The 13,579-nt window shown below is 59.4% G+C and carries 14 protein-coding genes; 7 read left to right on the top strand and 7 right to left on the bottom strand.

Annotated elements, in window-relative coordinates; genetic code table 11:
* Positions 1–22: 22 nt before the first annotated feature.
* The gene (gene lexA, locus JK176_RS09285; protein ID WP_211587555.1) at positions 23–742 is read right to left on the bottom strand and encodes a transcriptional repressor LexA; all 720 of its coding nucleotides are present in this window, start codon (positions 740–742) and stop codon (positions 23–25) included.
* 307 nt (positions 743–1,049) lie between these two features.
* Between lexA and rpmG the strand changes: the two genes are divergently transcribed.
* A complete protein-coding gene (gene rpmG, locus JK176_RS09280) occupies positions 1,050–1,217 on the top strand; it encodes a 50S ribosomal protein L33 (protein ID WP_011253780.1) in 168 nt (55 codons plus the stop codon).
* Positions 1,218–1,300: 83 nt separating this feature from the next.
* Here the strand turns inward: rpmG and JK176_RS09275 are convergent, their stop codons facing one another.
* Together JK176_RS09275 and eno are read right to left on the bottom strand one after the other, a co-directional pair.
* Positions 1,301–1,630 carry a septum formation initiator family protein gene (locus JK176_RS09275; protein ID WP_099286734.1) on the bottom strand — a complete coding sequence of 110 codons (330 nt, stop codon included), beginning with the start codon at positions 1,628–1,630 and terminating at the stop codon, positions 1,301–1,303.
* Between the two features lie 138 nt (positions 1,631–1,768).
* The gene (eno, locus tag JK176_RS09270; protein WP_194268451.1) at positions 1,769–3,049 is read right to left on the bottom strand and encodes a phosphopyruvate hydratase; all 1,281 of its coding nucleotides are present in this window, start codon (positions 3,047–3,049) and stop codon (positions 1,769–1,771) included.
* Positions 3,050–3,150: 101 nt separating this feature from the next.
* Between eno and JK176_RS09265 the strand changes: the two genes are divergently transcribed.
* A complete protein-coding gene (locus JK176_RS09265; protein WP_249194390.1) occupies positions 3,151–3,627 on the top strand; it encodes a DUF3429 domain-containing protein in 477 nt (158 codons plus the stop codon).
* Here JK176_RS09265 and kdsA read toward each other — a convergent pair.
* The 4 genes from kdsA to tpiA all read right to left on the bottom strand — a co-directional run bounded on the left by kdsA (position 3,624) and on the right by tpiA (position 7,318).
* The gene (kdsA, locus tag JK176_RS09260) at positions 3,624–4,448 is read right to left on the bottom strand and encodes a 3-deoxy-8-phosphooctulonate synthase (RefSeq protein WP_211587553.1); all 825 of its coding nucleotides are present in this window, start codon (positions 4,446–4,448) and stop codon (positions 3,624–3,626) included. The genes JK176_RS09265 and kdsA overlap by 4 nt on opposite strands.
* Entirely contained in the window at positions 4,445–6,076 is a 1,632-nt protein-coding gene (locus tag JK176_RS09255; protein WP_211587552.1) for a CTP synthase, read from the bottom strand. The genes kdsA and JK176_RS09255 overlap by 4 nt, the downstream gene beginning before the upstream one ends.
* Positions 6,077–6,179: 103 nt before the next feature.
* On the bottom strand, positions 6,180–6,521 hold the full coding sequence (gene secG, locus JK176_RS09250; protein WP_194263037.1) for a preprotein translocase subunit SecG: 342 nt from the start codon (positions 6,519–6,521) through the stop codon (positions 6,180–6,182).
* Positions 6,518–7,318, bottom strand: coding sequence for a triose-phosphate isomerase (tpiA, locus tag JK176_RS09245; RefSeq protein ID WP_194263036.1), 801 nt, complete (start codon positions 7,316–7,318; stop codon positions 6,518–6,520). The genes secG and tpiA overlap by 4 nt, the downstream gene beginning before the upstream one ends.
* Positions 7,319–7,508: 190 nt before the next feature.
* Between tpiA and JK176_RS09240 the strand changes: the two genes are divergently transcribed.
* Genes JK176_RS09240 through trpC form a run of 5 tightly spaced genes read left to right on the top strand, consistent with a single transcriptional unit; the run spans position 7,509 to position 13,550 of the window.
* Positions 7,509–9,458, top strand: coding sequence for a peptidyl-prolyl cis-trans isomerase (locus tag JK176_RS09240; RefSeq protein WP_211587551.1), 1,950 nt, complete (start codon positions 7,509–7,511; stop codon positions 9,456–9,458).
* Positions 9,458–10,870, top strand: a complete 1,413-nt coding sequence (trpE, locus tag JK176_RS09235) for an anthranilate synthase component I (protein ID WP_211587550.1) — start codon at positions 9,458–9,460, stop codon at positions 10,868–10,870. Before JK176_RS09240 ends, trpE begins: the two co-directional genes overlap by 1 nt.
* Before the next feature lie 60 nt (positions 10,871–10,930).
* A complete protein-coding gene (locus JK176_RS09230; protein ID WP_211587549.1) occupies positions 10,931–11,527 on the top strand; it encodes an aminodeoxychorismate/anthranilate synthase component II in 597 nt (198 codons plus the stop codon).
* Positions 11,524–12,627 (top strand): anthranilate phosphoribosyltransferase, encoded by a 1,104-nt coding sequence (gene trpD / locus JK176_RS09225; protein ID WP_211587628.1) that lies wholly within the window; start codon positions 11,524–11,526, stop codon positions 12,625–12,627. The genes JK176_RS09230 and trpD overlap by 4 nt, the downstream gene beginning before the upstream one ends.
* Positions 12,624–13,550 carry an indole-3-glycerol phosphate synthase TrpC gene (gene trpC / locus JK176_RS09220; RefSeq protein ID WP_099286724.1) on the top strand — a complete coding sequence of 309 codons (927 nt, stop codon included), beginning with the start codon at positions 12,624–12,626 and terminating at the stop codon, positions 13,548–13,550. Before trpD ends, trpC begins: the two co-directional genes overlap by 4 nt.
* Positions 13,551–13,579 lie beyond the last annotated feature (29 nt).

Below are 13,579 nucleotides of genomic sequence, written 5' to 3'. Positions count from 1 at the left end.
TTTACCATTCAGGCGTCCGTCTTTAATACTGACGGAAAAGGGCGATCAGCCGTCCCTGAATGTTCACACGTTCTGCTGGGAAGATGCGCGTTTCGTAATCCCGGTTCGCAGCTTCCAGTGCGATCATTGATCCACGACGGCGCAGCTTCTTGAGCGTCACTTCCTGTCCGTCAATGAGGGCAACGATAATCTGTCCATTTTCGGCCGTCTCACGTCGCCGGATAATGGCGATGTCTCCATCCAGAATTCCAGCCTCGATCATCGAATCGCCAGCCACCGTGAGGGCGTAATGTTCTCCGGTGCCCAGAAGCGAAATGGGGACTTCGATCCTGTCGCTGTCGTCCTGCATAGCTTCAATCGGCAGACCCGCTGCGATACGTCCATAAAGAGGAATGCTGACGGTCTGACGATCATTGGCGACACTGGCTTCGGAGAAGGCTCCATCAAGGCCCGTCTCACCTTGGGTCAGGACAGCCGGGACAAAACCGGTTTCCGGGGCGGGGACGGCTATAGGAGCTTCCGTACCCATATGCGGCAGACGCAGCACTTCGAGCGCTCGTGCGCGATGATGGTGACGACGAAGAAAGCCACGTTCTTCCAAAGCGGAAATCAGACGATGAATGCCCGATTTGGAACGTAGTTCGAGGGCATCTTTCATCTCATCGAAAGAGGGCGAATATCCCGTGCGGCGGAGATGGTCGTCGATATACAGCAAAAGCTGGTGCTGCTTACGGGTCAGCATACAGGCGCTCCCATGCGCCTCGGCGGAGGCAGGTCAGAACAGGACAGGACACAGAATGACGGGCATCCTGCATTTGTTCCTTATAGGTTCCCACCTGTTGCCCTTCAAGCAAAGAGACGCCCGGCCAGAGATATCCAGAAGAATTTTTGCTCCTCAAACTCTTTGAAACCACAGGAAAACCGCTAAATCGTGCGCAAAGGTCTTGACCTGCGGGCCACAAATCAGCATGGTGCACCAAATCTAGAGATCAACATGCTGCATCGACACCTTCGAGCGGCATAAGTTATGGCGAAAGCCCGAGGGTATCATGGGAAAGAGCAACGTTATTCAGATCCGGCTCGTTTCGTCAGCTGAAACCGGCTACTTCTACGTCACGAAGAAGAATGCCCGTTCCGCTACGGGAAAGATGGAAGTGCGCAAGTACGATCCGGTCGCACGCAAGCACGTCGTGTTCCGCGAAGCCAAGATCAAGTAAGGCTGCTCCAACAGTCTTTATAAAAAAAGCGGCCTTCGGGCCGCTTTTTTTATGCTCTGAGAGCTGTTCGTTTTAACTATTGCTTAGAACAGCTTGTCATGCGGTCCGTAGGGAACAACCAGATCGCCACTGCGTGTCAGGTTCATCGTGGCACGGGCACGCTCATCCAGCATGTCAGCGTCCAGCGCTTTTTCCTTGAGAGCAACGACACGGCGGCGCCAGACATTCTGCTCGTCATCAGCGTCCTGCCGGGCCTGAAGCGCATCCTTTTGAAGCTGGGTTTGCTCTTGATAGGCGTGAATCCCGTGCGCCCCATGCAGAGCGTTCCAGCCGAAATAGGCGGTAAGCGACAGGAAAAAAGCCGGAGGAGCTACGGCGCGGACACCACGCTTGATAAGTCGGATCAGTGTCACGTCGTGAAAACTCCGTTCTGAGAGACTGTATCAGTCTATATCAGTCATTTGTGACCAGACAATGAATGATACGGACATCAATCATATTCAGGCACAAAAAAGGCCTCATTCCGGGGAGGAATGAGGCCTGGCTCAGTCTCAGGAGTTTCTGAGAATGTTGCGACCGGCATAACGGGCTGCACTGCCGAGCTGCTGCTCGATACGAATAAGCTGGTTGTACTTGGCCGTACGGTCAGAGCGGGAGAGGGAGCCTGTCTTGATCTGGCCGCAGTTCGTAGCAACCGCGAGATCGGCGATGACGGAGTCTTCCGTCTCGCCCGAACGATGGCTCATGACGCAGGCATAGCCAGCCTTGTGGGCGGTTTCCACAGCTTCCAGAGTCTCGGTCAGCGTGCCAATCTGGTTGACCTTCACAAGCAGTGCGTTACCGGTTCCGGCCTTGATGCCACGACGCAGACGCTCGGGGTTGGTGACGAACAGATCGTCTCCAACCAGCTGGAGCTTCTTGCCCAGACGGGTCGTCAGTTCGGCCCAGCCTTCCCAGTCATCTTCCGCCAGACCGTCTTCGATGGAGACGATCGGATAGCGGTTGGCCAGATCTTCAAGGTAGGAAATCATGCCCGAGGCATCAAATTCCTTACCTTCGCCCTTCAGATTGTAGCGTCCATCCGCATAGAACTCGGTCGCGGCACAGTCGAGAGCGAAGGTCACGTCTTCACCCAGTCGATAGCCGGCGGCTTCAACAGATTTTGCAATGAAACCAAGAGCTTCATCCGCAGACTTCAGATTCGGCGCGAAGCCACCTTCATCGCCGACATTGGTGTTGTGACCGGCTTCAGACAGACCTTTCTTCAGGCGTGCGAAGATTTCGGAGCCCATACGGATGGCATCCGCAATCGTCGGCGCGCCGACCGGCTGGATCATGAATTCCTGAATGTCGATCGGATTATCGGCATGCTCTCCACCATTGACGATGTTCATCATCGGCACGGGAAGAAGGTGGGAATAGGCGCCACCGACATAGCGGTACAGCGGCAGTTCCAGTTCCTCGGCGGTCGCCTTGGCAACAGCAAGCGAGACGCCGAGAATGGCATTGGCACCCAGACGGGACTTGTTGGACGTTCCGTCCAGATCGATCATCGCATTGTCGATGGCGATCTGATCTTCGGATTCGGCCCCCTGAAGCACTTCAAGAATGTCGTTTTCGACGTGACTACAGGCCTTCAGGACGCCTTTGCCGCCATAGCGGGACTTGTCACCATCACGCAGTTCCACGGCTTCATGTGCGCCTGTGGAAGCACCAGACGGGACGGCTGCACGGCCGCGGGCACCGGAGGACAGCTCGACTTCGACCTCGACAGTGGGATTGCCGCGGCTGTCCAGGATTTCGCGGGCGATGATATCAACGATGGCGCTCAATGGAAGCTCTCCTGGGATGCGTGAACCGGGTTGGCTCGTGACCGTTCTGAATGGAACAGCTATTTCAAGTCTCAAAATCACGCCGTGAGGTCAACGACGACATGCGCCTTCCTTTTCCCATTTTCGTGCTTGGCATTGCCGGACTGATCCCTTTCATGACGCTTGGAGGGTGGATCTTCCTTGCTGGACTGTTTACGCCGCTGCCGCATCTGAAGATCATTCTGCTGGCGTATGGTGCCTGCATCCTGTCATTTCTGGGGGCCGTACACTGGGGGCTGGCCATGGAGCGACCGGACATCATTACGGTCGGTGGCACCTCACAGCAGGACCGGCAGCGCCTCGTGCTGGGTGTCTGCCCTGCGCTCTGGGCATGGCTAGCCCTCTGCATCGGCGTTCTCGGTCATGTCCGGGCCGGGTTCGGGCTGGAAATCATCGGTTTTGTCGGGACGTTCCTAGTGGAACGGGAAGCCTGGAGAAAGGGTGCGCTTCCCCCAGGCTATCTGCCACTGAGAGCCGGACTGACGACTATCGCGGTACTGAGCCTGTTTCTGGCTGCTCTGGCTCCGTCCGGGAGTTAGGCCGGAAAGGATTTCGCCAGAGCGTCAAAGGCTTTCAGGCGCGTCAGAAGGCTACGCATTTCATGAAGCGGCACCATGGTCGGACCATCGCTTGGAGCATGGTCCGGGTCCTGATGCGTTTCAATGAAAACAGCCGCCACACCGATCGAGAGCGCCGCACGGGCGAGGGGTTCCACGAATTCACGCTGCCCCCCCGTTGATGCCCCAAGGCCACCCGGCTGCTGCACGGAATGCGTCGCATCGAACACGACAGGATAGCCCGTCTGCGCCATGATCGGCAGACCGCGCATATCGCTGACAAGCGTGTTGTAGCCGAAGCTCGTTCCACGATCGCATAGCATGATGCGCTTATTGCCGGTCGAGGCAATCTTGGCAGCGACGTTGGCCATGTCCCACGGTGCGAGGAACTGGCCCTTCTTGATGTTGATGGCACGACCGGTTTCGCCCGCCGCCAACAACAGGTCCGTCTGGCGGCACAGGAATGCCGGGATCTGCAGGACATCCACGGCTTGAGCGGCGGGTGCGCACTGCTCGGCAGTATGCACATCCGTCAGGGCGGGAACGCCGAATCGTTCACGGATGCTGGCAAGGATCTCCAGACCGGCATCCATGCCCACACCACGCGCAGCGTTGACCGAACTCCGATTGGCCTTGTCGAAGCTGCTTTTATAGATTAGCCCGATTCCGAGTTCGCGGCAGATGGCGGAGATGGCATCGGCCATCTCCGTTGCATGCTCGCGGGATTCGATCTGGCAGGGGCCAGCGATCAACGTGAAAGGCTGATCCTGACCGACCGTGAGGTCTCCAATTCGGAAGCTCACTTGCTGTGAGCCTCCTTGACGGCGGCACCAATAAAGCCCGCGAACAGGGGATGCGGGTCGAAGGGTTTGGACAGCAGTTCCGGATGGTACTGCACGGCCACGAACCATGCGTGATCCGGGTATTCGACCACTTCCGGCAGCACGCCGTCGGGGGAAAGGCCAGAGAACCGCAGACCTGTCTTTTCCAGACGACCCTTGTAATGCGCGTTGACTTCCCAGCGATGACGATGGCGCTCACGGATTTCCGTACGGCCATAAATCTCGGCCACGCGGGAACCCGGAACCAGCTTTGCCGGATAGGCGCCAAGACGCATCGTGCCGCCCAGATCGCCACCCTCACGACGACGGAGCAGCTCGCCCCCACGCGCCCATTCCGTCATCAGACCGACCACAGGCTCGTCCGTCGGGCCGAACTCGGTGGAGGATGCTTTGGGGAGCCCCGCAAGTGAGCGCGCGCACTCGACCACAGCCATTTGCATGCCAAAGCAGATCCCGAGGAACGGAATGTTGTTCTCGCGGGCATAACGGACAGCCTGAATTTTGCCCTCGGCACCGCGTTCACCAAAGCCGCCGGGAACGAGGATCGCGTCTGCATCCTTCAGGCGCTCGGCGATATTGCCGTTCTTTTCGAACTCTTCCGATTCGATCCAGTCCAGATTGACCTTCACATGATTGGCGATGCCACCATGCAGCAAGGCTTCAGCGAGCGATTTATAGCTATCGAGCAGAGCTGTGTACTTACCGACAACAGCCACACGGACTTCGGCTTCGGGTTCGCGAATCGCATGGACGATCTTTTCCCAACGCGAGAGGTCGGGCTTGCTGTCATAGGGCAGGCCGAAATAGCGCAGGACTTCCTGATCCATTCCTTCATTGTGGTAGGAAATGGGGCAAGCATAGATCGTGTCCACATCCAGCGCCGCAATGACGGCTTCCGGGCGGACGTTACAGAAATTGGCGATCTTGCGACGCTCGTTGTCCGGAATGGGACGGTCCGAGCGGCACAGGAGCATCTGCGGCTGGATACCGACATTCTGCAGTTCCTTGACGGAATGCTGCGTCGGCTTGGTCTTGAGTTCGCCCGCTGCCGGAATGTAGGGCAGAAGCGTCAGATGCACACACATGGTCTGGGCGTGGCCCAGATCATTGCGGAGCTGACGGATGGCTTCAAGGAAGGGCAGACTCTCGATATCGCCGACCGTGCCGCCGATCTCCACCAGCACGAAATCGTAATCGTCCGTGCCCGTGACCACCACGTCCTTGATCGCGTCCGTGATATGCGGAATGACCTGCACGGTCCCGCCCAGATAGTCGCCGCGACGTTCGCGCGCAATCACATCCGAATAGATCCGGCCCGTCGTGGTATTGTCAGCCCGAGAGGCATGAACGCCCGTAAAGCGTTCATAATGACCGAGATCGAGGTCGGTTTCCGCCCCGTCATCGGTAATGAACACCTCGCCGTGCTGGTACGGGCTCATGGTGCCCGGATCCACGTTGAGATAGGGGTCCAGTTTGCGCATGCGGACCTTGTATCCGCGCGCCTGGAGGAGAGCAGCGAGGGCCGCAGAAGCGATGCCCTTGCCGAGAGAAGATACCACACCGCCGGTGATGAATACGAAACGCGTCATGGGCGGTCTTCATACACTGCCGACATGGGGCAGGGGAAGCGAAGAGACGCGTCTGTGTGAAAGATCCCCGTTAAAAAATCTGAACGGGGATCTTCAGGCCCGATTAGTGAGCAGGCGTGGACGCCGGAGCGGCGGGAGCTGCCGGGGTTGTGGTCGCGGGTGTCGTCTGAGCAGCGGGTGGCTGGGCCAGAATGTCGCGGGAGCCAACGCCGGAGGAGGCACCACGGTTCATGACGGCCAGCACCAGGCACAACAGCATGAAAATTCCGGCGAGGACGGACGTGGCCCGCGTGAGCAGCGTTGCCGTTCCGCGGCCACTCATGAACGAGCCCATCCCCTGGCCACTGCCGATACCGAGGCCGCCGCCTTCGCTGCGCTGGATGAGGATCACCCCGATCAGCGCCAGTGTGACCAGCAGGTTGAGAGCAAGCAGAAGAGTGGTCATGAACGATAGGGTCCGGACAATGGTTGGGCAGACAGGCGGAGAGAGGCTGATTCGGCAATGCGCAGAAAGCTCTTCGCTTCCAGACTGGCACTGCCCACCAGCACCCCTCCGAGCGACCCGATGGAAAAAATGGTCGGCGCCTGAGCCGGTGTTACGGAGCCGCCATACAGGATCGGGACACGAATGTCATCCATCTTGAGACGCGACTGCAACAGTCCGTGAAGCAAAGAGAGGGTCCGTTCAAGCTCCTCAATCGGCGGAACGGAGCCACTGCCGATGGCCCAGACGGGTTCATAGGCCAGTACACCATTGAAATTGTCCGTCAGCGACCCTTCGACCTGCGTTGCCAGAACGGTGGTCGTCCGCCCTTCGAGGCGCTCCTCCATCGTCTCGCCGATACAGACGATGGGAATAAGCCCGGCAGCCTCGGCCGCCTCGACCTTCCGGCGGATCAGCGCATCGGTTTCGCCATGGGCCTGACGACGCTCGGAATGACCGAGGATGACATACTGTACCCCCAGATCGGACAGCATATCCGCCGAGATATCGCCGGTATGTGGACCGGACGAAGTCGTATGGCAGTCCTGCGCGCCAAGGTGCAGTAGCGTATTTGGGCCTGCGGCATTGATGATGCCGTGAACGCTCGCAAGCTGGGTGAAGGGCGGGCAAAGGACGAGCCGCACATCATCAGGAAGGGCCTCTGCGCCCTCGGCGACGGCACGGGCCAGACGGGTGGACTGCTCACGCAGCCCGTGCATCTTCCAGTTACCAACGACAAGTCTTGGGGATGGGATCACTCTTCCTCCTTCGTGGCGATAGTAGCGGGATAACCGCTCAATCGGGGCTTAAGGACCGGACGGGGGCTAAAAGCATGCTTTCCGTTCCGGTCTGCTTCTGGTCAAGCCGTTCTCACGACATTATGGTGCGGCAAGTTTAGCGGTCCTACCGTGTCCGCACCATCCCGTCATCCGGATCTGCCCTGACCCCATGATTATCTCGCTCCGCCACCTGTTTGTTGACTCCTGGATTGGCCGTGCCGCCGCTCTTCTGATCTTTCTGGCCTTTATCGGCTGGGGCGTGGGAGATGTTTACTCCAATCTGGGCGCGACAGGGTCCAACGAAATCGTGCGCATCTATGATCGCAGCATCACTCCGGACGATTTCAGCCGAGCACTTTCAGCCCAGCTTCCCGCCGTCGCCAAGCAGATCGGACTTGCCGATCCCTCCAAGCTACCCAAGAGCGAAGTGGAGCAGATCGCCCGACAGACGCTTCAAAATCTCGTGATGCAGAACGAGATCCAGCTTGCGGCCGAGCGCGCAGGCATGATGGTGCCCGACGATCTGGTTCGGCAGGATATTTTCGCGATCCCCGCTTTCCATGACGCGGCCGGAAAGTTTGACCGAAGCATCTTTAACGACCGTCTGACCCGGATGGGTCTGACTGAAGGCAAACTGATTCAGGTCGTTCGCGAGGATATTGCGTCCCGTGGTCTGTTGCAGGGGATCGGTCAGGCCGTAGTCGCGCCCCCGTCATTGACGGGGCGCATGCTGTCTTTCGATGCGAACCAGCGCGTTTTCGATATGGTGGAAATTCCGTTTGCGAGCGGCACTGTGACTGCGCCTCCCACAGACGAACAGCTTCACCGCTTTTATGACAACCACCCACAGATGTTCCGCACGACAGAATATCGTCATGCCAAGATGGTCGTCATGACGGCGGACAGCGTTGCCAAGACAATCGAGGTTCCGGACGATGTTCTTCATCGTCTCTACGATTTTCAGGCGCGCACCTATGACATGCCCGAGACCCGGACGCTTCAGGTTCTGACTTTTACGGATCAGGCGAAAGCCGCTGCGGCAGCGACCGCATGGAAAGGCGGACTTTCCTGGGACGATATCCAGAAGAAGTTTCCCGAAGCCGCTGCCGTGGCCCTGCCATCGGTTCGGCAGAGCGATATTCCCAACCCCGAACTCGCCAAGGCCGCTTTCGCTGCACAGCCTGACCGCATTTCCGGCCCGGAAAAGACCGGAATGGGATGGGTCGTTTTCAACATCACGGCCGTCGTGGCGCCTCACAAAACAACATTCGAGCAGGCAAAAGGCGATCTGAAAAAGCAGGTCCAGACGCAGGAATCTGCCGAGGCTCTTCAGGCACGCCAGAAGCAGTTTCAGGACGCGGTTGCCGGTTCTTCGACGCTGGAACAGATCCCGGGCGATCTCGGCGCGGTTCCGGCTGCGGGAACGCTGGACTCCAATGGCATGACGCAGGACGGTCTGCCCGCGCCCATTCCGGGCGATGAGGCTCTGCGTCAGGCCATCGTTCATCAGGTCTTCACGCAGTCCAAAGGTGCCCAGCCGACAGTGGTCAACGGCCCGAATGGCACCTTCTTTTCGGTGCTGGTTGACGAGGTCCACCCCGGAACCCTCAAGCCATTCGACAGCGTGCGCGATCAAGTCGTTCAGGCGTGGACGGCAGAACAGAAGCGCCGCGCCGCCAATCTGCGCGCAACAGCCCTGTTCGGTACCGCAAAGTCCGGCACGCTTCGTAAGGCCATGGACGGACAGCCGGAAGCTTCGGCCCTGCGTCAGGACATGAGCGTCTCGCGTGTTCATCCCGATCAAAGCCTGCCTCAAAACATCCTGCGCGGGATCTTTGATCTCAAGCCGGGTACGACCGGGATGTTTGAAACGCCGGATGCGTTCTGGCTCGTTAACGTGACGGCCGATCGCCCTGCTTCGGCAGAAGACCTGAAATCCCTCGGCACCCGTCTTGTGGACGATTATCGTCAGTCCATGCAGTCCGATATTCCGATGGTCCTGAGTGCTGCGATGGAAAAGGCTTTTCCGCCCTCGCATATCAATATGGCGCTCTACAATCAGGTCGTAGCGGCCGCGGCTCCGGCCAGCGCACCTGCAGCAGAGAACGGGGCACACTGATGGGCATCGTCTACAGCATCGAGGCCGCCGATCTCCTGACGCCCGTTTCGGCGTTTCTCAGGCTGTCGAACCTGTCGGATGATCCGTATCGGCTTCTGTTTGAGAGCGTCGAAGGTGGTGCTGCACGCGGGCGTTATTCCGTCATAGCTCTACTGCCGGATCTGGTCTGGAAGTCCCGGGACGGGAAGGTCACGCTCGACGGCAAACCCATCGACGGAATACCGCTCGAGACACTCAAGGCCATCGTGGACGAAAGCCAGATGGATCTTCCGAGCGGAATGCCTCCCATGATCGGTGGCGTGTTCGGCGTGCTGGGCTACGACATGGTGCGTCAGATGGAGCGTCTGCCGAATGCTCCGGTCAACGATCTGGGGCTGCCGGAAGGGATCATGATCCGTCCGCGCCTGTTCGCAGTCTTTGATTCCGTGCGAGACGAACTGACGCTGGCCGTGCCAGTCCGTGGAGACACGACGGATGCGGAAGCTCACGCACTTCTGGACAAGGCGCGGGCTGCTCTGGCCGCTCCGTTAGGAGATGCGCGCGAGACACTGCCTGCCGGTACGGAACTGGAAGCTCCGGTCTCCAACATGACGCAGCAGCAGTTCGAAGACCATGTCCGCAAGGCGCAGGACTATATTGCGGCGGGCGATGCCTTCCAGATCGTGCCGAGCCAGCGCTTCACGACACCATTCCCACTTTCACCTCTTTCGCTCTATCGCAGCCTGCGGCGGGTCAATCCGGCGCCGTTCCTGTTCGTGATGGAGCTTGAGGACTACGCTCTCGTGGGTTCCTCGCCGGAAATTCTAGTACGACTGCGGGACGGCGAAGTCACGGTGCGGCCGCTGGCGGGCACCCGTCCGCGCGGTGCAGACCGCGATGAGGATCTGGCTCTGGAAAAAGAGCTTCTGGCAGACCGCAAGGAACTGGCCGAGCATCTGATGCTGATCGATCTGGGACGCAATGACGTAGGCCGCGTCTCGAAGCTCGGGACTGTCGCGGTGCCGGAGCAGTTCGTCGTCGAGCGCTACAGCCATGTGATGCATATTTCCTCGACCGTCACGGGCCAGATCAAGAATGGCAGCACGGCGATGGATGCGCTTGTGGCTGCGTTCCCCGCAGGAACCCTGACAGGCGCCCCCAAGATCCGCGCCATGGAGATCATCGACGAACTGGAGCCGACACGACGCGGGCCATATTCCGGCTGCGTCGGATATTTCGGCGCGGACGGCGAGATGGACACCTGCATCGGGCTGCGCATGGCCGTTCTCAAGGACGGCAACATGTATGTGCAGGCCGGATGCGGCGTCGTTGCGGACAGTGATCCGAATGCTGAGTTCCGCGAAACTCAGGCCAAGGCCCGAGCCCTTTTCCGCGCTGCTGAAATCGCGGTTGCGACCGCGGCCAAAGCCTGACGGAGGACAGCTCACGATGTGTTGTTTGACGAAAAGAGACGTGAAGGTCATTCTGTTGCCATGATCCTTCTCATCGACAATTACGACAGCTTCACGTTCAACATCGTCCATCATCTGGGCGCGCTTGGAGCAGCATGTGACGTGCGTCGCAACGATGCGCTGAGCGTTGACGAGGCTCTGGCGCTCAATCCGGCTGCCATCGTAATCTCGCCCGGTCCCGGTGCCCCTGCGGAAGCGGGGATCTGCTGTGATCTGATCCGCGCGGCCGCAGGACGAGTGCCGGTTTTCGGTGTCTGCCTCGGCCATCAGGCCATCGGGCAGGTCTTCGGTGCAGAAGTCGTGCGGGCGCCCGTGCCGATGCACGGCAAGATCAGCGCCGTGCATCATGACGGAACGGGGGTTTTTGCCGGACTGCCTGATCCCGTAGATGTTGTCCGTTATCACAGCCTGACGCTTCGGCCCGACAGCATTCCCGAGACTCTGGTCGTCAATGCGCGGACGGAAGACGGGGTCATCATGGGGGTGCGCCATCGCGACTATCCCATACATGGCGTTCAGTTCCATCCTGAGAGCATCGCTTCCGTCGCCGGACGCGAACTGCTGGCCAATTTCCTGACAATTGCCGGGATTCCGGTCGTGACCTCGCAGGCTGCCTGACAGTGGAGGTTGATTTTACAGAACTTCTACACAAAGCAGCTTCGGGACAGGTTCTCAGCAATCAGGAGGCAGAGACTGCTTTCCACGCCATCATGGCAGGAACGGTTGATCCGGTTCATCTCTCGGCTTTTCTGACGGCGCTGAAACTCCGTGGAGAGACTCTGGGCGAACTGACGGGTGCCGTGAAAGCTGTCCGGCATCACATGACCCTCCTGCCGGATGTTCCGGCTGGGGCGATTGATGTTTGCGGAACCGGCGGGGATGGCCTGAAGACGCTGAACGTCTCGACGGCTGTGGCCTTCGTGCTGGCCGGTCTGGGCGTTCCCGTCGCCAAACATGGCAACCGCGCGCTCTCGTCAGCCACCGGCGCAACGGATGTTCTGGAAGTTCTGGGCATTCCACCAACCGATGATCTGGCCCTGCAAGGCAGGCGCCTGCGCGAAGACGGTCTGGTCTTTCTGGCAGCCCCCCAGCACCATCCTGCGATGCGTCATGCGGCACCAGTGCGCAAGGCGCTGGGTTTTCGGACATTGTTCAATCTGCTCGGGCCACTCTGCAATCCCGCTCAGGTGCGCCACCAGTTGATCGGCATGTTTGATGGACGCTGGTGCGAGCCGGTTGCAAAAGCCCTTGGCGCATTGGGGAGCCTGTCTGTCTGGGTTGTGCATGGCGCGACCCCGGAAGGTGGCAGTGACGAACTGACCCTCGCTGGCCCCTCTCAGGTCTCAGCATGGGAGAAAGACGCTCTTTTTTCGTTTGAGATCGAACCGGATATGACGGGTCTAAAAGCTGCTCCGATCTCCGCCATCCGGGGCGGCGATGCGCAGACCAACGCGGCTGCGCTGCTTTCCTTGCTGGAAGGCGCCGGTGGCGCTTACCGTGATACGGTTCTTCTCAACGCCGCCGCGGCCCTGCATGTGGCAGGACGCGGCGATATCGTGAAGGGCGGGACGATTGACGTTCCGGCTTTCCGTCGCAATGTAGGTCTGGCGGCAGAGTCTATCGACCGTGGGCTCGCCCGCGCCGCGCTTGAGCGGGCGCGTCTGTCAGCTCATTCCCCGACCCATTCCATTGCTTCCACAGACGCAGGACGATCATGACATTCATGCACCATCGACCGGCGATGACATATTCGCCCGAGGGAACAGAACAGTTTCCGGACCCGGAAGTTCCGGAAACGACGACCCCTCCCATCAAAAATCCGGAAGCGGAAACCGCTGCCGACCGGAGTGATGTTCTGGCACGCATCTGCGCGCGTACGCGGGTGGACATCGAACAGCGCTCGCAGATCATGTCTCTCAAGGACATCACGGCGCGGGCGCGGGAAGTCACCACTCCCACACGGGGGTTCGGGCAAGCGCTTCAGCATCTGACGGCAGACCGTCAGGTCGGACTGATTGCCGAAATTAAGAAAGCATCTCCCTCCGCGGGAATCCTGCGTCCGGACTATGATCCGGTGAAAATTGCGCAGGACTATCAGGCCGCTGGCGCCACCTGCTTGTCCGTTCTGACGGAAGGCTCGTGCTTTCATGGCAGCACGGAAGATATCCGCGTTGTTCGCGAAGCCTGCAGTCTGCCGATTTTGCGCAAGGACTTTATCCTTGACCCTTGGCAGGTCCATGAAAGCCGTCTGATCGGGGCCGACTGCATTCTGCTGATCATGGCAGTGCTTACGGAAACGCAGGCCGCCGAACTGATCGCGATTGCACGTGGACTAGATATGGATGTCCTGCTGGAAGTCCATGATGAAGCCGAACTGAACCGGGCGCTGGCACTCGATACATTCCTGATCGGGATCAACAACCGTAACCTGCGCACTCTGAAAACCGATATCCAGACGACGATCGATCTGGCGCCGATGGTGCCGCCGGATCGTCTGGTCGTCTCTGAAAGTGGCATCCGGACGCAGGATGACATGATGAAGGTTGGCGCAGTTGGTGCGAGCGCCGTGCTGGTCGGTGAGAGCCTGCTGCGTGAGCCCGATCCGGGCGTGGCGGCACGTCGACTTCTCGGTTTTATTTAAACTCCGGCCGCCTTTCGGGGCGGTCAGGG

It is taken from the genome of Gluconobacter sp. Dm-73 (genome assembly GCF_018256215.1).
GTDB lineage: Bacteria > Pseudomonadota > Alphaproteobacteria > Acetobacterales > Acetobacteraceae > Gluconobacter > Gluconobacter cadivus.
This window is presented reverse-complemented; position numbering and strand designations above follow the sequence as displayed.

Bases quoted from the DNA above. Each gene is read 5' to 3' on its own strand.
- lexA (WP_211587555.1), bottom strand. From the start codon at position 742: ATGCTGACCCGTAAGCAGCACCAGCTTTTGCTGTATATCGACGACCAT.
- rpmG (WP_011253780.1), top strand. From the start codon at position 1,050: ATGGGAAAGAGCAACGTTATTCAGATCCGGCTCGTTTCGTCAGCTGAA.
- JK176_RS09265 (WP_249194390.1), top strand. From the start codon at position 3,151: ATGCGCCTTCCTTTTCCCATTTTCGTGCTTGGCATTGCCGGACTGATC.
- JK176_RS09255 (WP_211587552.1), bottom strand. From the start codon at position 6,076: ATGACGCGTTTCGTATTCATCACCGGCGGTGTGGTATCTTCTCTCGGC.
- secG (WP_194263037.1), bottom strand. From the start codon at position 6,521: ATGACCACTCTTCTGCTTGCTCTCAACCTGCTGGTCACACTGGCGCTG.
- JK176_RS09240 (WP_211587551.1), top strand. From the start codon at position 7,509: ATGATTATCTCGCTCCGCCACCTGTTTGTTGACTCCTGGATTGGCCGT.
- trpE (WP_211587550.1), top strand. From the start codon at position 9,458: ATGGGCATCGTCTACAGCATCGAGGCCGCCGATCTCCTGACGCCCGTT.
- JK176_RS09230 (WP_211587549.1), top strand. From the start codon at position 10,931: ATGATCCTTCTCATCGACAATTACGACAGCTTCACGTTCAACATCGTC.
- trpC (WP_099286724.1), top strand. From the start codon at position 12,624: ATGACATTCATGCACCATCGACCGGCGATGACATATTCGCCCGAGGGA.